This window comes from Frateuria sp. GZRe12 (assembly GCF_051900535.1).
In the GTDB taxonomy this organism is placed as follows: domain Bacteria; phylum Pseudomonadota; class Gammaproteobacteria; order Xanthomonadales; family Rhodanobacteraceae; genus Frateuria_A.
Map to the genome: position 1 here is coordinate 755,056 of NZ_JBHZGI010000001.1, position 17,971 is coordinate 773,026.

General features: G+C 67.9%; 18 protein-coding genes. 12 read left to right on the forward strand and 6 right to left on the reverse strand.

What is annotated here, in order from left to right; all coding sequences use genetic code 11:
• The first annotated feature begins 28 nt into the window (after positions 1-28).
• The 7 genes from asnS (at position 29) to ACFWZ4_RS03420 (ending at position 6,166) form a co-directional block, all read left to right on the forward strand.
• A complete protein-coding gene (gene asnS, locus ACFWZ4_RS03390; RefSeq protein WP_439703309.1) occupies positions 29-1,444 on the forward strand; it encodes an asparagine--tRNA ligase in 1,416 nt (471 codons plus the stop codon).
• Positions 1,445-1,449: 5 nt separating this feature from the next.
• Positions 1,450-2,241 carry a hypothetical protein gene (locus ACFWZ4_RS03395; protein WP_439703310.1) on the forward strand — a complete coding sequence of 264 codons (792 nt, stop codon included), beginning with the start codon at positions 1,450-1,452 and terminating at the stop codon, positions 2,239-2,241.
• A complete protein-coding gene (locus tag ACFWZ4_RS03400) occupies positions 2,238-2,570 on the forward strand; it encodes a hypothetical protein (RefSeq protein WP_439703311.1) in 333 nt (110 codons plus the stop codon). Before ACFWZ4_RS03395 ends, ACFWZ4_RS03400 begins: the two co-directional genes overlap by 4 nt.
• Before the next feature lie 115 nt (positions 2,571-2,685).
• Positions 2,686-3,474 carry an SDR family oxidoreductase gene (locus ACFWZ4_RS03405; protein WP_439703312.1) on the forward strand — a complete coding sequence of 263 codons (789 nt, stop codon included), beginning with the start codon at positions 2,686-2,688 and terminating at the stop codon, positions 3,472-3,474.
• Between the two features lie 122 nt (positions 3,475-3,596).
• A complete protein-coding gene (locus ACFWZ4_RS03410; RefSeq protein WP_439703313.1) occupies positions 3,597-5,063 on the forward strand; it encodes an aldehyde dehydrogenase in 1,467 nt (488 codons plus the stop codon).
• A gap of 12 nt (positions 5,064-5,075) precedes the next feature.
• Positions 5,076-5,744 (forward strand): carbonate dehydratase, encoded by a 669-nt coding sequence (gene can / locus ACFWZ4_RS03415; protein WP_439703314.1) that lies wholly within the window; start codon positions 5,076-5,078, stop codon positions 5,742-5,744.
• Positions 5,741-6,166 carry a RidA family protein gene (locus ACFWZ4_RS03420; protein ID WP_439703315.1) on the forward strand — a complete coding sequence of 142 codons (426 nt, stop codon included), beginning with the start codon at positions 5,741-5,743 and terminating at the stop codon, positions 6,164-6,166. Before can ends, ACFWZ4_RS03420 begins: the two co-directional genes overlap by 4 nt.
• A 53-nt stretch (positions 6,167-6,219) precedes the next feature.
• On the opposite strand, the gene ACFWZ4_RS03425 is transcribed toward ACFWZ4_RS03420, so the two are convergent.
• The 3 genes from ACFWZ4_RS03425 to gorA form a co-directional block, all read right to left on the reverse strand.
• Positions 6,220-6,414 (reverse strand): hypothetical protein, encoded by a 195-nt coding sequence (locus tag ACFWZ4_RS03425; RefSeq protein ID WP_439703316.1) that lies wholly within the window; start codon positions 6,412-6,414, stop codon positions 6,220-6,222.
• A gap of 186 nt (positions 6,415-6,600) precedes the next feature.
• A complete protein-coding gene (gene hutG / locus ACFWZ4_RS03430) occupies positions 6,601-7,377 on the reverse strand; it encodes an N-formylglutamate deformylase (protein WP_439703317.1) in 777 nt (258 codons plus the stop codon).
• A gap of 30 nt (positions 7,378-7,407) precedes the next feature.
• The gene (gene gorA / locus ACFWZ4_RS03435) at positions 7,408-8,751 is read right to left on the reverse strand and encodes a glutathione-disulfide reductase (RefSeq protein WP_439703318.1); all 1,344 of its coding nucleotides are present in this window, start codon (positions 8,749-8,751) and stop codon (positions 7,408-7,410) included.
• 133 nt (positions 8,752-8,884) lie between these two features.
• On the opposite strand from gorA, the gene ACFWZ4_RS03440 reads away from it, so the two are divergent.
• Together ACFWZ4_RS03440 and ACFWZ4_RS03445 are read left to right on the forward strand one after the other, a co-directional pair.
• Entirely contained in the window at positions 8,885-10,327 is a 1,443-nt protein-coding gene (locus ACFWZ4_RS03440) for a hypothetical protein (RefSeq protein WP_439703319.1), read from the forward strand.
• Between the two features lie 77 nt (positions 10,328-10,404).
• On the forward strand, positions 10,405-10,974 hold the full coding sequence (locus ACFWZ4_RS03445; protein WP_439703320.1) for a C40 family peptidase: 570 nt from the start codon (positions 10,405-10,407) through the stop codon (positions 10,972-10,974).
• Between the two features lie 123 nt (positions 10,975-11,097).
• Here ACFWZ4_RS03445 and ACFWZ4_RS03450 read toward each other — a convergent pair whose 3' ends face one another.
• Positions 11,098-11,583, reverse strand: a complete 486-nt coding sequence (locus ACFWZ4_RS03450; protein ID WP_439703321.1) for an FKBP-type peptidyl-prolyl cis-trans isomerase — start codon at positions 11,581-11,583, stop codon at positions 11,098-11,100.
• Between the two features lie 36 nt (positions 11,584-11,619).
• Positions 11,620-12,849, reverse strand: a complete 1,230-nt coding sequence (locus tag ACFWZ4_RS03455; RefSeq protein WP_439703322.1) for an MFS transporter — start codon at positions 12,847-12,849, stop codon at positions 11,620-11,622.
• 222 nt (positions 12,850-13,071) lie between these two features.
• On the opposite strand from ACFWZ4_RS03455, the gene ACFWZ4_RS03460 reads away from it, so the two are divergent.
• From ACFWZ4_RS03460 to ACFWZ4_RS03470, 3 genes are all read left to right on the forward strand, one after another.
• Positions 13,072-14,622 carry a M4 family metallopeptidase gene (locus ACFWZ4_RS03460; protein ID WP_439703323.1) on the forward strand — a complete coding sequence of 517 codons (1,551 nt, stop codon included), beginning with the start codon at positions 13,072-13,074 and terminating at the stop codon, positions 14,620-14,622.
• A gap of 220 nt (positions 14,623-14,842) precedes the next feature.
• A complete protein-coding gene (locus tag ACFWZ4_RS03465; protein ID WP_439703324.1) occupies positions 14,843-15,535 on the forward strand; it encodes a class I SAM-dependent methyltransferase in 693 nt (230 codons plus the stop codon).
• Positions 15,536-15,709: 174 nt separating this feature from the next.
• Positions 15,710-17,032, forward strand: coding sequence for a DEAD/DEAH box helicase (locus ACFWZ4_RS03470; protein WP_439703325.1), 1,323 nt, complete (start codon positions 15,710-15,712; stop codon positions 17,030-17,032).
• Between the two features lie 80 nt (positions 17,033-17,112).
• On the opposite strand, the gene fghA is transcribed toward ACFWZ4_RS03470, so the two are convergent.
• Positions 17,113-17,955: an S-formylglutathione hydrolase gene (gene fghA, locus ACFWZ4_RS03475; RefSeq protein ID WP_439703326.1), complete on the reverse strand. Its 843-nt coding sequence runs from the start codon at positions 17,953-17,955 to the stop codon at positions 17,113-17,115.
• Positions 17,956-17,971 lie beyond the last annotated feature (16 nt).

Consider the following 17,971-nt stretch of genomic DNA (forward strand, 5'->3'; position numbering starts at 1 on the left):
TGCGGCGCGCGCGCAGGAGTTTCAACCCATGGCGGCAGTCAGCCCGACCTTGTCTAGCGTGAAGCAGGCCCTTTCGGGCGCCATCGAAGCCGGCAGTACCGTGACCGTCCGCGGCTGGGTGCGCACGCGGCGCGATTCGAAGGCGGGCCTGTCGTTCGTCAACGTCAGCGACGGCTCCTGCTTCGACCCGATCCAGGCGGTGGCGCCGGCGACGCTTGCCAACTACGAGAGCGAGATCCGGCACCTGACCGCCGGCGCCGGCGTGATCGTCACCGGCACGCTGGTGCCCTCGCAAGGCAAGGGCCAGGCGTTCGAGATCCAGGCGACCGGCGTGGAAGTCACCGGCCTGGTGGACGACCCGGAAACCTACCCCATCCAGCCCAAGCAGCACTCCATGGAGTTCCTGCGCGAGGTCGCCCACCTGCGCCCGCGCACCAACCTGTTCGGCGCGGTCACCCGCGTGCGCCACACGATGATGACGGCGATCCATCGCCACCTGACGTCCGAAGGCTTCTTCTGGATCAACACGCCGATCATCACCACCTCCGATGCCGAGGGCGCCGGCGACATGTTCCGCCTGTCCACGCTGGACCTGGCCAACCTGCCGCGCACGCCCGAAGGCAAGATCGATTTCCGCAAGGACTTCTTCGGCCGCGAGGCGTTCCTGACCGTGTCCGGCCAGCTCAACGTCGAGGCCTATTGCCTGGCGATGAGCAAGGTCTATACCTTCGGTCCGACCTTCCGCGCGGAGAACTCCAACACCCCGCGCCACCTGGCCGAGTTCTGGATGATCGAGCCGGAAATCGCCTTCGCCGACCTGGCGGCCGACGCCGACTGCGCCGAACGTTTCCTCAAGGCGATCTTCAAGGCGGTGCTGGACGAGCGGGCCGACGACATGGCGTTCTTCGCCGAGCGCGTGACGCCGGATGCCATCACGCGCCTGGAGAACTTCATCGCCCAGCCGTTCGAGCGCATCGACTACACCGACGCGATCGATATCCTGAAGAACTGCGGCCAGAAGTTCGAATACCCGGTCGCCTGGGGCGTGGACCTGCAGACCGAGCACGAGCGCTATCTCGCCGAGAAGCACGTCGGCCGTCCGGTGGTGGTGATGAACTATCCCGAGGCGATCAAGGCCTTCTACATGCGCCTGAACGACGACGAGAAGACGGTCGCGGCGATGGACGTGCTGGCGCCGGGCATCGGCGAGATCATCGGCGGCAGCCAGCGCGAGGAGCGCCTGGACTACCTGGACCGGCGCATGACCAAGTTCAGCCTGGATCTCAACACCTATAGCTGGTACCGCGACCTGCGTCGCTACGGCACCGTCCCGCACGCCGGCTTCGGACTGGGCTTCGAGCGCCTGCTGTGCTATGTGTGCGGCCTCTCCAACATCCGCGACGCGATCCCCTACCCGCGCGCCGCCGGATCCGCCGATTTCTGATCGCCATGCTCCGTCGCCTTCCGCTGACTTTCCTGCTGATCGCCCTCACCCTGCTGCTTGGCGCATGCCACAGCGTCAAGGTGCTGGTCCCGCCGAACCTGCGCGCGCCCACCGACACCGGCAATGCGCTGGCGCAGGCCAAGCTGCAGTTGCAGCAGGCCACGCCATGCTGCGGCAGCTTCGCGGACTTCTCCTACCTGACCCCGCTGCCGTGGCGCCCGAAGAAATTCGAACTGGGCCCTGGCAGCATGGTGGCCAGCTTGAATGGCGTGCGCAGCTACTTCCTCGCCTTCCGCCTGCCCACTGACGTCAAGCTGCCCTACCGGGTCGCGTTGAAGTCCGAATTGAACGGCCGCTGGCTGCACTCGAGCTACCTGTTCGCGCCTACCACCGTGCTGCTGGACGCCGCGTTCCAGCCGGTCGACTCGCAGGACATACCGCTGTGCGAGTACATGGGCTGGAGCAGCGCCACCACCGGCGCCTTCGGCCAGCTCAAGGTGACCAACGACAAGGCACGCTACCTGGTGGTCTACAGCTCGGCCGACCAGCAGGCCAGCGACACCTATTGGGAGCAGTCGCCGGCCACGTTCTCGGCCGAGGCTCCGGTGCGCATGACGTCCAACGGCAGCTTCCGCATTCCGCACGGGCCTGACGGCACGGTCTGGATCGGCATGATGAACGAGACCTACGCCAAGGCGGTGGAGAACGGCATCTGTGACAAGGCGCCCGAAGGCAAGGGCCTGCTCAACACGCTGCGCACCGCCCTGCCCACGCACTGGAGCAAGAGCGGCACGTGAACTCCCTCGTCGAACTCTACCTGTTGCTCCTGACCGGCGGCATCGCCTGCTTCGTGCTGTATTACCTGGCGCAGTACCGCATTGCCCGGCTGTTGCGCGAGCGTCACCCGCAGCAGTGGAAGATCATTGCCGAGCCCGAGCAGGGGAAACCCAGCGGCATGCGCACCTGGATGCGCATGCAGCACGTGCTGCGCTCCTCCCAACCGCGCCTGCCGGAGCTGCTGCAGGACGATGCGATCACTCGCTGGTTCGGCCTGTGGCGGGTATCTCCATGGCTGGCCTGGGGCTGCTGGTTCGCCGCCATGTTCCTGCAGTGGAAGGCACGCTGACCCTGTTCCGCCTTTCGTGGGAACCCGTCTGCGGGGATGCTTCAGGACCAGGGCGAGAAAGGGCATCGCCCCAAACGGGCTCCCGCCAAGGCACGTCCAACCAAGGAGGCATGCGATGCAACTGGATCTCACCGGCCGCCACGCACTGGTCTGCGGTGCCTCGCAGGGCATCGGCCGCGCCAGCGCCATCGAGCTGGCCGAACTGGGCGCGACCGTCACCCTGCTCTCACGCTCGGCCGGCCCGCTGGAAGAGCTGGCCGGCCAGTTGCCGCGCCCGCGCGAACAGGATCATCGCTGGCAGGCGGTTGACATGCTCGACACCACGCGCCTGCAGGGCGTGGTCACCGAGCTCGCCGCGACCGGCCCGGTGCACATCCTGGTCAACAATAGCGGCGGCCCGCCCGGCGGCCCGGCGAACACCGCCGACCCGGCCGCGTTCGAGGCCGCCTTCCGCCAGCACCTGATCGCCGGCCAGGCGATGGTGCAGGCCTTGCTGCCGGGCATGCGCGAAGCCGGCTACGGCCGCATCGTCAATGTCATCTCGACCTCGGTGAAGGAACCGATCCCGAACCTGGGCGTGTCCAACACCGTGCGCGCCGCGGTCGCCGCCTGGGCCAAGACGCTCTCCGGCGAACTGGCCGCCGATGGAATCACCGTCAACAACGTACTGCCCGGCTACACCCGCACCGGTCGGCTGGACAGCCTGCTGGGCACGCAGGCGAAGAACAGCGGTCGCAGCGAGAATGACATCGCGCACGAGCTGATGGCGACGGTTCCCGCGCGCCGCTTCGGCGAACCCGCCGAGGTCGCCGCGGTGATCGCCTTCCTGTGCACGCCTGCCGCCGCCTACGTCAACGGCGTCAGCATCGCCGTCGACGGCGGTCGCACGCGCGCGCTGAGCTAGCCTGTCGGGTGGGCTTCGGCCCATCCGCTCTCCGCACGGCCGGGTGATGCCCATCCCACGAAGGCGTGTGCATACGCCTCCGTCCGGTGCAATCCCTCGTCGCAGGTCGTAAGCTTGTCCGGATGCCTTCCTTGCGCCTCGCCAACCTGATCGACGGCCGCCTCGTGGTTCCCAGGGCCGACCGCTGGCTCGACGTGTACGAACCGGCCACCGGCGAACTCTTCGCGCACTGCCCCGATTCCGACGCCGACGATGTCGCTGATGCCGTAACCGCGGCACATCGCGCCGCACCCGCCTGGGCGCACACGCCGCTCGAGCAGCGCGCCCGGCTGATGAACCGCCTGGCCGACCTGATCGAGCAGGACCTGGACGCGTTCGCCGCGCTCGAATCGCGCGACAGCGGCAAGCCGCTCGCGCTGGCACGCAACCTCGACATCCCGCGCGCGGTCAGCAACCTGCGCTACTTCGCCGCCGCGATCCAGGGCTGGGACAGCCAGTCGCATGCCATGGCGCTCGGCCAGCCGGACATCGGCGCGGTCAACTACACGCTGCGCCAGCCGCTGGGCGTGGTCGGCTGCATCAGCCCGTGGAACCTGCCGCTGTATCTGTTCACCTGGAAAATCGCGCCCGCGCTCGCCGCCGGCAACGCGGTGGTGGCCAAGCCCTCGGAAGTCACGCCCTGCACCGCCGCACGGCTGGCCGAGCTCAGCATCGAGGCGGGCTTCCCGCCCGGCGTGCTCAACATCGTGCAGGGTCGTGGTCCGAGCGTGGGACAGCCGCTGGTCGAACACCCGCAGGTCAAGGCGATTTCCTTCACCGGCAGCACCGCGACCGGTGCGGCCATCGCCGCCACCGCGGCGCCGCGCTTCAAGAAAGTGTCGCTGGAGATGGGCGGCAAGAACCCGGCCCTCGTGTTCGCCGACGCGGATCTTTCCGACGCCAATCTCGACACCATCGTGCGCTCTGGCTTCGCCAACCAGGGCGAGATCTGCCTGTGCGGCTCGCGCCTGCTGGTGCAGCGCTCGATTTACGAGCGTTTCCGTGAACGCTATCTGGAACGCGTGCGGGAACTGGTGGTGGGCGATCCGGACGAGCCCTCGACGAACCTCGGCGCGCTGGTCTCCCAACCGCACTTCGACAAGGTGATGGGTTGCATCGCCCAGGCGCGAGCCGAGGGCGCGACCGTACTGTGTGGCGGTGAAGCCATATCCATGCCAGGCCGCTGCGCCAACGGCTGGTTCGTCGCTCCCACCGTGATCGAGGGGTTGTCCAACGCCTCGGCGACCAACCAGACCGAGATCTTCGGCCCGGTGGTGAGCCTCATCCCGTTCGAGGACGAGGCCGAAGCGGTCGCCCTCGCCAACGACAGCCGCTATGGCCTGGCCGCCTCGCTGTGGACGCAGGACCTTTCCCGCGCCCATCGCGTCGCCGCCGCGCTCGACTTCGGCATCGTCTGGACCAACTGCTGGCTGCTGCGCGATCTGCGCACGCCATTCGGCGGCGTGAAACAGTCGGGCCTGGGTCGCGAAGGCGGCACCGAGGCGCTGGCCTTCTTCACCGAGCCGAAGAACATCTGCATCCGCTACTGATCTGGAAAAACCATGCCGCACACCCTGAAGGACCTGCTTGCCAACAACCGCCGCTGGGCCGCCAGCGTCACCGCCGCGGACCCGCACTTCTTCGAACAGCTTTCGCAACAGCAGGCGCCCAAGTACCTGTGGATCGGCTGCTCCGACTCGCGCGTGCCGGCCACGCAGATCGTCGACCTGCCTCCGGGCGAGATCTTCGTCCACCGCAACGTGGCCAACGTGGTGGTGCACACCGACCTCAACGCGTTGAGCACCATCCAGTTCGCGGTCGACGTGCTCAAGGTCGAACACATCCTGGTGGTCGGCCACTACGGTTGCGGCGGCGTGGCAGCGGTGCTGCGCAAGGACAGGCTCGGCCTGATCGACAACTGGCTGCGGCACGTCAAGGACGTCGCCTTCAAGCACGAGTCCTCGCTGCAGCCGCAGGTTCCCTTCACCGCCCGGCATGATCGCCTGTGCGAACTCAACGCCATCGAGCAGGCGCTCAACGTCTGCGGCACCAGCATCGTGCAGGATGCCTGGGAGCGCGGCCAGAAGCTGGCCGTGCACGCCTGGATCTACGGTCTCACCGACGGGCATATGCACGACCTGGGACTTGTCGTCACCGGCCGCGAAGGCATGGCCGAGGCCTACCGCACGGCGCTGGACGGCATGGCCGAGCGCTGGCAGGCCCAGGCGTGAGCGGGGGCATCCGCACCGAGGCCGCACCGGCGCCGGTGGGTGCGTATCCGCACGCGCGACGGGCGGGAAACCTGCTGTTCCTTTCCGGGGTCGGCCCGCGCGAACCGGGCACGAACCGGGTGCCGGGAAACGTCCACGAGCACGACGGCAGCCTCGCCGCCTACGACATCGAGGCGCAATGCCGGCAGGTGTTCGCCAACGTACGCGCAGTGCTGGAAGCGAGCGGCGCGCGCTGGGAGGACCTGGTCGACGTGACCGTGTTCCTCACCGACATGGCGCGCGACTTCGCTGTCTACAACAAGCTTTACGCCGAGTACTTCGCCGGCGTCGACGCCTGCCGCACGACCGTTGGCATCGACGCCTTGCCGACGCCGATCGCGATCGAACTCAAGTGCATCGCGGCGCTGCCCGCCGAGCACTGAAACAAAAGGCCCCGCCGGCGACGCCGGCGGGGCCAGTGACGCATCCGACCGGATTACTTGCCGGCGGCCGGCTTCTCGGCCGCCTTCCTCATCGCCTTGTGGGCGTGATGATGGGTCATCGTCTTCTTCGGGGCCGCGGCCGCCTGCTCGGTCTTGGTCGCCGCCTTCGGGGCAGCGTCCTGGGCCAGCACAACACCGGAAAGAGCCACGCCCGCCACGAGCAGGGAAGCGATCACGAGCTTACGCATAAGGAAACCTCGGAACTGGAATGAGCCGCGGACCCGGCCGGAACCCGGCATCGCGGGCGGCGCGGCGGATGCACGATGCGGCGGCCGCCGGATACGGCAACTGAACATCCAGCGCCCGGACATGCACGCCGCGCGCGTCGGCCCCTTGACTTGCGACGCGCCGCTATTTCGGCGAAAAAACTTGCGTCAGGCCACGCAGGCGCGCAACAACGGCTCGATCGCGTTACGCAGGACGGCGGCCTTGTTTTCGTCCCACGCGAAGCTGTCCTCGTCCATGTAGTTGCGCTGGGTCATCTCCAGCTGCACCGCATCGACGCCGTCGTCTGGACGTCCATACTGCCGTGTGATGTAGCCGCCCTTGAAGCGGCCATTCACCGCGTAATCGAAGCGGTCCTGCGCACCCAGCACATCCTCCAGCCGCTGCTGCAGCGACGGCGAACAACTGGCACCGTCGGCGGTACCGAGGTTCAGGTCGGGCAGGCGCCCGTCGAACAGCATCGGCACGCGGCTTCGGATCGAATGGCCTTCCCACAGCACCACGCGTCCGTGCAACGAGCGCAACCTCGCAAGTTCCTGCTGGAGCGCGGCGTGGTAGGGACGCCAGTATTCGTTCACGCGGCGTTGAACTTCCGACGCCTCCGGCTCGCCCTCCAGGTACAACGGCTCGCCGTCGAAGCCGATGGTCGAAACAAGGCCTGTTTCGCGCTTGCCCGGATAGAGCGCGTGGCCGTCGGCCGGCCGGTTGAGGTCGACCACGTAGCGCGAAACGAGCGGGCGCAGCAGGCTCGCCCCGAGCGCCTGCGCCAGCGGCGCGTACAGGCGCGTGACGTGCCAGTCCGTATCTGGCGAACGCCGCGCCGCCGGATGCATGCGCGCGGCAATGTCGTCGGGAATGTGACTGCCATCGTGGGGCAGGCTGATCAGCAGCGGCGCGCTGCCCTGGTCGAGGCGGAAGATGTCCATCGGAGCAGTGTAACGCCGGCATCGCGACCCTCAGTGCATCAGCAACAGTTCCTCCGACGCGGTCGGGTGGATCGCCACCGCGCTGCGCAACTCGCGCCGGGTGAGGCCCTGGCGCATCGCCACGGCGAAGCCCTGCAGCATTTCGTCCACCCCGGGTCCCAGGACGTGCAGCCCGAGCACGCGCTCGTCGTCGCCCGTGCAGACGAGCTTCATCACGGTCGGCTCGCGCTGGCCCGCCACCGCGAACTGCAGCGGCACGAAGCGCTTGCTGTAGACCCGCACCGCATCGCCGTGGCGCGCCCGCGCCTCCTTCTCGGTCAGGCCGATCTTGCCCAGCGGCGGATCGGCGAAGACCACGGTGGGAATCGCCTGATAATCGAAAAAGGCTTCCGGCTGGCCGCCGAACAGCCGCTCGACGAGCGCGTATCCTGCCGAAACCGCCACCGGCGTCAGCGCGGGACAGGCGGTGACGTCGCCGATGGCGGTGATGCCGGCCACCGTGGTGTTCTGGTGCGCGTCGACCTGGATGAACCCCTTGCCGTCGCGAGCCACGCCGACCTCCTCCAGTCCGAGCGCATTGCTGTTGGGCTCCCGTCCGACCGCCCACAGCACCGCCTCGTACGGCCCGTGCGCGGCGCCGCGGGCATCATCCAGCAGCAGCGCGTCCGCTTCGCCGCGAGCGCCGTTGACGTTGCTCTGCGGCGTGATGCGGATGCCCTGCGCGCGCATCTGCGCGGCGAGCGCCTGCACCACCTCGGCATCGAAGCCGTCGAGCAACTGCTTGCGGATCAGCAGCTCGACCTCGCAGCCCAGCGCGCGCAGCAGGCAGGCAAATTCGGTCGCGACGTAGCCGCCGCCGACGATGCCGATCGAACGCGGCAGGGTGCGCATCGAGAAAATGTCGTCCGACACCATGCCCAGCTCGAAGCCCGGCAAGGGCAGCCGCCGCGGCCGTGCTCCGGTAGCGATGGTGATCTGCGACGCGCGGTACTGCGCGCCGCCTGCCTGCACGGTGTCCCGTGACAGCAAGCGGCCCGCCGCGCCGATCCACGTCACGCCGGCTTCCTGCAACCGTGCGAGATAGCGCTCGCGGATGCCCTCGATGTAGCGATCGCGCAGCAGGCGGAAATGGTTCCAGTCCAGCCGGCCGGGCGTAAGGTCGAAACCGTAGTCGACCGCCAGCGCCTGCGCATGCGCCAGCTGCGAGGCAAACCACAGCGCCTTTTTCGGTACGCAGCCCAGATTCGCGCATGTGCCGCCCGGCGGGCCCGGTTCGATCAGCGCCACCTTGGCGCCATACCGTGCCGCGCGCTGGGCCACCGTCAGTCCGCCGGACCCGGCGCCAAGCACGATCAGGTCGAAATCGCTAGTCATGCCGCCTCCCTAGGTTTGCTTCTCCAGCATGCCTGTCTGACGGTGACGGACACGAGCAGGCACGTCCACGTGCCCCTTGCCTGAAAGCCGGGTGAAATCTAGTCTGGCCCAGACCCATTCGAGGGATAGCCGCATGCCGTTCCGCCTGTCCGCCGTCCTTGCCCTCGTGCTTGCCGCTGCGTCGATCCACGCCATGCCGGCGCGCGCCAGCGGAATCTCCTCGCGGCAGCTGCTGGAGGCAATGCGCGGCACCAACGAACTGGGTCGCTACGGCTACCTGCTGCAGGCCATCCCGCAGCTGGATGCGGGGGACAGGCCGACGGCGCAGCAATACTTCGCCTTCAGCGAAAGCGAGCTTGGGCTTTATGGCGAGGCGGTACGCGATTTCCCGCTGAAGGCGCGCCTGCCCGCAGGCATCGTGCTGCCCTCGCCCGTCGAATGGCAGGCGGCCGATGCGGTGGACTCCATCGTCGACCTGGCCGCGCGGCGACGCGTGGTGATGATCAACGAGGCGCACCACGACGCCCATACACGACTGCTCACGCTCGCGCTGCTGCCGCGGTTGCGCGCGCTCGGCTTCACCCATCTGGCCATCGAGGCGCTGCTGGAAGACGGCGACGCGCTGCGCCAGCGCGGCTACCCGACTGGCCATAGCGGCACCGAATACATGCGCGAGCCGGTGTACGGCGAAATCGTGCGCGAAGCACTGCGACTGGGCTACGTGCTGGTGCCGTACGAGTCGACCACGCCCGGCGGGCAGGAGCGCGAAGCGGAACAGGCACGCGCGCTCTACCGGAAGGTGCTGGCTGGGAACCCGAAAGCAAAGCTGTTCGTCCACGCCGGCTATGCGCACATCGACAAGGCGAAGGGGCGACTAGGGGACATCCTGCCGATGGCGGCACGCCTGCAGGCGCTGACCGGCCTGGACATCCTCAACATCGACCAGACCGAACTTCGCGAGGAAGAGCCCTTCAACGAGCTCGAAGCGTACCGGACCGTCAAGAACGCGGTGCGCACCGACGACTCCCTTCGCGGCGTGCCGCAGAACGGCTTGACGCCCCAACTGGACACGCGTGCCGCCTTGCGCGAGCCCTATCACCAACTTGTCGCGGCCTTCCATCCGCAGCGGGCCATCGTGCTGCGCCACGTGGGAGACGGGCGACTGTGGAGCGCGCGCCCGCGGCTCTACGACATGAACGTGATCCTGCCGCCAGCCAACGAGCATGTCAGCTCCTACGTGCGCGACCGCGTCATTTCATTGCAGATCGACGGCAAGGCCACCATCGCGCTTCCTCCGGCCGCCGGCGGACATCGTCCGGACTGGCTATCGCTGTACGGCAGGCGCGTGGCGGTCGCGGTCAGTTCCGGCCTTTGCGAAGGGGCCTTTCCCTGCCTGGTGGAAGCCCGTTACGCCGATGAGGCGGACGACGCCGTAGCCGCCGACCGTTACGTGTTCCTGGAAGGCGGCAGCAACAACACGCTCTGGCTGCGCCCTGGGCGCTATCGCCTGCGCAGCATGAATGCGGCTGGAAAGGTGCTGACCGAACGTCCCATGCAGGTCGACGTGACAAATTGAAACTTGCTGCGTTGCCTCACGAGCTTGACGCAAGCCCTTGATTGGCTAAGCTCCGGCAAAACACTGCCGAGGTTGCCATGACTGCGTCCGGATGCCGTATCGCCGCCACGCGACTGCGACTGCGACTGCGCCTGGCCCTGGTCGGGACGGGTGTGTTGCTGCTGGCCGCCTGTGCCGGCAATCCGCATCGGCGCGAGCCCACGTTCAAGACTTCGCATTCGTTGCTGGCCGACCTGCCCGCAAAGGCGCCATCGGCGGCGAGTGCCGGCACCGCCAACGACGTGCTGTTCCGCGCGATCGCGCTGGTAGGTACGCCCTACCGCTGGGGCGGCAATACTCCCGAGAGCGGTTTCGACTGCAGCGGGCTGGTCGACTACATCTATCGCAACGCGGCGGACATCCTGCTGCCGCACAGCTCGCGCGCCATGTCCGGTGTGGACGGCCGCAAGGTCAGGCGCATGACCGACCTGGCCAGCGGCGACCTGGTGTTCTTCGACATCGGCGGGGACATCAGCCACGTGGGCGTCTATGTCGGCAAGGGACGCTTCGTGCACGCGCCCAACAGCGGCGGCACCGTGCGGCTGGACGACATCGACGGGCCGTACTGGCGGGACCACTTCGCGTTCGGGAAGCGGTTGCTGGATTGAGGGGAGCGGGCTGAAGTCAGATCAGCCCTTCACCCCGGCCTTTCCCTGCAGGGGATAGTGCAAAGAAAACGGCGCCCATGGACGCCGTTTTCGTTATCGTTCCGGAGCGCACTTCGATGCACTTCAGTGCGCTTCCTGCCCCGGCGGATGCGCGTGCCCGTGCTTGATCTCGTCCTCGGTGGCGTCGCGCACTTCCTCGATCGCCACGTCGAAATGCAGCGTCTTGCCGGCCATCGGATGGTTGAGGTCCACGTCGATCGTGCTCATGCCCACCTTGTGCACGGTCACGGCGCGATGGCCACCTTCCTTCAGCGACAGCACCGTGGCCATGCCCGGCTTGAGCTTGTTGGCCTGCTGGAAGTACTTCTTGGGCACGCGCTGGATGCGTCCGTCCTCGCGCTCGCCGTAGCCCTCGGCGGGGGCGATGTCCGCTGCAAGCGTCCCGCCCGCCTCATGGCCTTCGAGCGCCTTTTCCAGGCCGGGAATGAGTTGGCCGTGGCCAAGCAGGATCCACAGCGCCTCGCCGTTGTCGTGCGAACTCTCCACCTTGTCGCCATCCACCGTGAGCGTGTAGTGGAACGCGATGACCTTGTCCTTGCCTGCCTTCATTGCCTGTCTCGTTGGGGTGCAAAGAGCGCGATTCTATCAGTCCGGCGCCCGGCCGAAGCCTACTCCACGGGCCTCGGGACCCAGCCAGGCGAGCAGCGCCAGCACCAGCGCCACCACCGCGATCCACGCCGCCATGGCGAAGGCGTAGTCGCCACCGTGCGCTTTGGCGATCCACGCCTGCGCCGTGGCGGTGACCGCAGCCAGCAGGTTGCCGGTCTGGTAGGCAAAGCCCGGCAGCGTGCCGCGCACGTGGCCCGGCGACAGTTCGTTCAGATGCGTGGGCACCACGCCCCAGGCGCCCTGCACCATCACCTGGATCAGGAAGGCGCCCGCGCCGTAGAGCACCAGCGTGCCGCCGTACATCCACAACGGGACCACCGGGATCGAAAGCAGCGCGGCGATCACGATCGCGCGCCGCCGCCCGATCCGCTCCGACAGCGCTCCAAAGAACAGCCCGCCCACCAGAGCCCCCAGATTCAACAGCGCCACCAGCACGAACGCAGCGGTGGAACCGGTGGGCAAGTGCAGGTTGACCTCCTCGAACGTGTGGTAGAGGTCCTGCGATCCGTGGCTGAACATGTTGAACGCGGTCATCAGCAGCATCAGGTACAGCGCCAGCTTCCAATGCCCGCGCATGGCCTCGCGCAGGCCACGCCGTGGTGCGGCACGCTGCTGCTTCCATACCGGCGACTCGGGCACCTTGCGACGGATGTACAGCACCAGCAACGCCGGTGCGGCGCCCACGACGAACAGCCCGCGCCAGCCGATGTGGTCGATCAACAGCCAATTGGCCAGCGCACCGAGGAAGAAGCCGCAGGGATAGCCGCTCTGAAGAAGACCGGAAACGATGCCGCGCGCCTTCGGTGGTATCGCTTCCATCGCCAGCGAGGCGCCAATGCCCCATTCGCCACCCATGGCGATGCCGAACAGGAAGCGCAGCACCAGCAGCATGGTCAGCGAGGTGGAAAACGCGGTGGCCAGTTCGAACAGCGAGAACAGCACCACGTCCAGCATCAGGATCGGCCGACGGCCGTAGCGGTCGGCCAGCCGCCCGAAGATCAGCGCCCCGAGGGGCCGTGCGGCCAGCGTGAGCAGCAGCGCCAGCGTGACGTCGGTCTTGTCCACGCCGAACTCGTTGGCCACGCCGACGATCACGAAGGTCAGCAGGAAGTAGTCGAAGGCATCCAGTGTCCAGCCCAGGAAGCTGGCCAGCACCGTGTGGCGCTGGTCATGGTCCAGCTCACGCAACGTGGACAGAACACTCATGCGGCCGCTCCCAGCATCGAGACCGGTCATCAGGCTAGCACGCGGTCTCCAGGGGGCCGCCGACAGGATGCTGCGCGGCAGGATGACACGCTCCCCGGAACGGCGTAGGTTGCCCTGTCGGCACATTCGCTTCCTGGGGAGGATCGGCGAGTGCCGATGTGACGGCGGAACGCGGCAGGAGGCCACGGACCGCCCATCCATTTCCTTGGGAGGGAAACACCAATGATGCAAAAACCGCTTGCCGGCGCTCTGCTGGGCGCCCTCGGCCTGCTCGTGGCCGCCGCTGCCCAGGCTGCCACGCCGAGCCACATCCACGCGCCCGCGCTGGGCCACCTGAGTTCCGGCGCGCTTGCCCAGCGTCTTGGCATGGACCCGCAAGCCTCGCTGGCCCCGGGCCTGCAGCTGCGTACCGCCCACGGCACGATCAAAACCCGTGAGCACCAGATGTTCCGCGGCGTGCCAGTGTACGGCCGCAGCGTGGTGGTCGAACGCGATGCCGCAGGCAACGTCCGGAGTGTCGATGGCCGCCTGTCCAATGGCCTGGGCTTCGACCTGGCCTCGGTCACGCCGCGCCTGAGCGGCGCCCAGGCACTGGCCGCGCTGCGCCAGCATGCCGGCTTCCTGCCCTACGGCATCGGCGCCCACGCGATCTCCGACGCCAGCCTGCAGAACGTCAAGCACGAGCTCTACGTCTATGCCGAAGGCAAGAAGGCGCGGCTGGTCTACCTGACCTCGTTCTTCGACGACCACAACGGCCGTCCCGCCCGTCCGACGGCGATCATCGACGCCAACACCGGCGCGGTGGTGAAGAGCTGGGAAGGCCTGACCACCAAGGGCAAGCCCGGCGGCGGCGGTGGCGGCAGCGGAACTCCGGCCTCGGCCAACGGCCCGGGCGGCAACCAGAAGACCGGCCAGTACTTCTACGGCACCGATTATCCGGCGCTGGCGGTCACCCAGTCGGGCAGCACCTGCTCGATGGTCAACACCAACGTGAAGACCAACAACATGAACCAGAGTCGCACCCGCGCGACCCTGTGGACCTTCACCTGCCCCACCAGCAGCGGCGATGGCATCAACGGTGCCTACTCGCCGATCAACGACGCGCACCACTTCGGCGCCGTCGTGCACGACATGTACAACGCCTGGTTCGGCGCGCCGCCGCTGAACATGCAGCTGGTGATGAACGTGCACTACAGCCGCAACTACGAGAACGCGTTCTGGAACGGCTCGTCGATGAACTTCGGCGACGGCGCGAGCTACTTCTACCCGCTCACCGCGCTGGACGTGACCAGCCACGAGATCAGCCACGGCTTCACCGAGCAGCACTCGAACCTGCAGTATTCCGGCCAGTCCGGCGGCATGAACGAGGCCTTCTCGGACATGGCCGGCGAAGCGGCCGAGTACTACGACCGCGGTGCGAACGACTGGCTGGTCGGCGCCGACATCACCAAGACCGATCCGGCGCTGCGCTGGATGTGCACGCCGAGCAAGGACGGCGGCTCGATCGACAACGCCTCGCAGTACTACAGCGGCCTTGACGTGCATTACTCCAGTGGCGTCTACAACAAGGCGTTCTGCACGCTGGCCAAGACGTCGACCTGGAACACGCGCAAGGCGTTCGAAGTTTTCGAGCGCGCCAACGCGATGTACTGGACCGCCACCGCCACCTTCAACTCCGGCGCCTGTGGCGTTGAGAGCGCGGCGGACGACTACGGCTATTCGCGCAGCGACGTAGTGGCGGCGTTCAATGCGGTGGGCGTGACCTGCCAGTAAAACTGTCATCCCTAGCTGTACCCACGAGCCCGGCCCTGCGCCGGGCTCGTTCTTTTCGTCGCGCATTCGTCGCTCACGGGCCCCGCGCGCATGCATGCGCTCCTTGCACATCCGGCGTCCGTAGCCTGCCTATACTGGCTTCCCGCCCCCGGAGCCCGGCCATGCCACGATCGTCCCGACACGCGTTCCGCCACTCGGCCGTGCCACCGGAGCGCCAGCCTTGACGGTTCGCCCGCGGCATCATCTCGATCGCTCGATGCGCGCCACGTTGTCGGCGCGCTTCACCGGGTTCAACCAGCGCCAGTACGTGCGCGGCAAACTGGCGGGCGACCCGGTGTACGGTGCCGTCGCCCGGTTGCTGCAGGAATCGCCGCCCTTCCCGCTGCTGGACGTCGGCTGCGGCATCGGCCTGCTCGGGCACTACCTGCATGGCTGCGGCGCGCTGCGTAGCTATGTCGGGATCGATCACGACGAGCGCAAGATCGCCACCGGACGCCGCGCCGCGGCGGCGATCGGCGACGCGCTGGACCTGCGCTGCGCCGACGTTGCCGACCTGCCGGATTTCCGAGGCCATGTCAGCCTGCTCGACGTCCTGCATTACCTTCCGGCGGCCCGCCAGTCACCGCTGCTCGAACAGCTGGCCACCCACGTGGCGCCCGGAGCGCAGCTGATGATCCGCAACGTGTTGCGGGCGAAGCACTGGCGCTTCCACGCCACCGTGCTCGAGGAGCACGTGCTGCATGCCACTGGCTGGATGCGCGTGGGCGCGGACCATTACCCGACCGCACAGGAGGTGACCGCGCCGCTCGAACGCGCGGGCCTCGTCACCACGCTCACCCCGCTGTGGGGCCGCACGCCCTTCAACAGCTACCTGATCGTGGCCAGGCGGCCCGCCGCCGCGCCTTCCGTGTAGGGCGCCCCGGGCGCGACCGCCTCCAGGTCAGGCCAGGGGCTCCCTCAGGCAGGCTCGTGCCGCTTGCGCTATACTGTGCGGACGGCTTCGAAGCCGTTGCGGCCTCCAACCGCCCCTTCCCCATATCGCAACGCGGTTCTGAAAGAACGCTCCGGGTTGCACAGGAGTGTTTTCATGTCTTTCGAATCGCTGGGCCTTGCGCCCGCGTTGTTGCGCGCGCTTGCCGACCAGGGCTACACCCAGCCCACCCCGATCCAGGCCGGCGCCATTCCGCTGGTGCTGGAAGGCCACGACCTGCTCGCCGCCGCACAAACCGGCACGGGCAAGACCGCCGCCTTCGCGCTGCCCTTGCTGCAGCACCTTTCCACTGCCGGCGCCACGCAAACCCGCCGTCCGCGCGCACTGGTGCTGACCCCGACGCGCGAACTGGCCGCCCAGGTGCACGACAACCTGCGCGACTATGGCAAGCACCTTCGCGTCTCCAGCACCACCATCTTCGGCGGTGTCGGCATGGGCCCGCAGATGCAGGCGCTGCGCCGCGGCGTCGACGTGGTGATCGCCACTCCCGGCCGCCTGATCGACCACATGCAGCAGCGTTCGGTCGACCTCTCCGGCGTCGAGGTGCTGATCCTGGACGAAGCCGACCGCATGCTCGACATGGGCTTCCTGCCCGCGATCAAGCGCATCCTCCAGTCCGTGCCCAGGCAGCGCCAGACGCTGCTGTTCTCGGCCACCTTCGCCGAGCCGATCAAGGCGCTGGCGATGCAGTTCATGCGCTCGCCGCGCGAGGTGTCGGTCACGCCGCCCAATACCGTGGCGCCGACCGTCACCCACCACGTGCATCCGGTCGATGCGTCGCGCAAGCGTGACCTGCTGCTGCACGTGCTCTCGCAGGACAGCCGCCGCCAGAGCCTGGTGTTCAGCCGCACCAAGCACGGCGCGGACAAGCTGGTGAAGTTCCTGGAAACCTCCGGCCTGCGTGCCGCCGCGATCCACGGCAACAAAAGCCAGAACGCGCGCACCAAGGCCCTGGGCGACTTCAAGAGCGGCCGCATCACGGTACTGGTCGCCACCGACATCGCCGCCCGCGGCATCGACATCGACCAGTTGCCGATGGTGATCAACCACGACCTGCCGATGGTCGCCGAAGATTACGTGCACCGCATCGGGCGCACCGGTCGTGCCGGCTCCGAGGGCATGGCCGTGTCGCTGGTGAGCCACGATGAATCGGGCCTGCTGCGCGACATCCGCAAGCTGCTCAAGCAGGAAATCGCGATCAGCGACGTGGCCGGCTTCGAACCCTCCACCCCGCTGCGCCTCGACGCCGGTGCGCCGCGTCCGGTGCAGGGCCAGCGCCAGCCGCGCCCCGCGCGCAACGGTCATGCAGGCCATGGCGGCAACCATGGGCAGGGCCGCGCGCCGGCCAACGCCGGGCGCAACAACCGTCGCCGCAGCCGCCCCGCCGGCGGCGCCACGCGGCCGGAAACGCGCGGCTGATCGGAAGCGTTCGACCCGATCCGCTCCGACCCTTCCCCCCGCAACGCGGGGGAAGGTGCCGACAGGCTCTCGGTGACCGACTACAACACCAGTGCTTGCGCGTGATGGCGCAAGTGATCCTCGATGAACGTGCTGACGAACCAGTAGCTGTGGTCATAGCCCGGCTGCCGGCGCAGGACCAGTGACTGGCCGGCCGCGGCGCAGGCCTTCTCGAACAGCTCCGGACGCAACTGCTCGGCGAGAAAGCGGTCGGCCTCGCCCTGGTCGATCAGGATCGTGCCCGGAAAGGTTCGCCGCTCCACCAGCGCACAGGCGTCGTAGTCGGTCCAGGACTGCCGGTCGTCGCCCAGGTAACGGGCGAACGCCTTCTGTCCCCATGGCACCCGGGATGGCGCCACGATGGGCGCGAAGGCCGACACCGAGTGGTAACGGTGCGGGTAGGCCAAGGCCAGGGTGAGCGCGCCATGGCCGCCCATCGAATGGCCGCACACGCCCGCGCGAGCAACGTCCAGAGGAAACCGTTTCGCGAGCAGCGCAGGCAGTTCATCGACGATGTAGCCCCGCATGGCGAAGCGCGACGCCCATGGCGCCTGGATGGCATCGAGGTAGAACCCCGCACCTTCGCCGAACTCCCAGTCACCCGTGGCGCCGGCGAAGCCGGTATCGCGCGGGCTGGTGTCGGGCATCACCAACGCCAGGCCCAGCTCCACCGCGAGGCGTTGCGCGCCGGCCTTGATGGTGGCGGTCTCTTCGTTACAGGTCAGCCCCGCGAGGAAGTACAGCACCGGACAGGCCTGGCGCTCCGCCTGCGGCGGCAGGAAGACCGCGAAGCGCATCGGGCCACACGCCTCGGACACGTGCCGGTAGAAGCCCTGCACGCCGCCGTGGCAGCGCTGCTCCGACAGCGTTTCGACCATTGCCATCCCTTCGCTCTCCAAC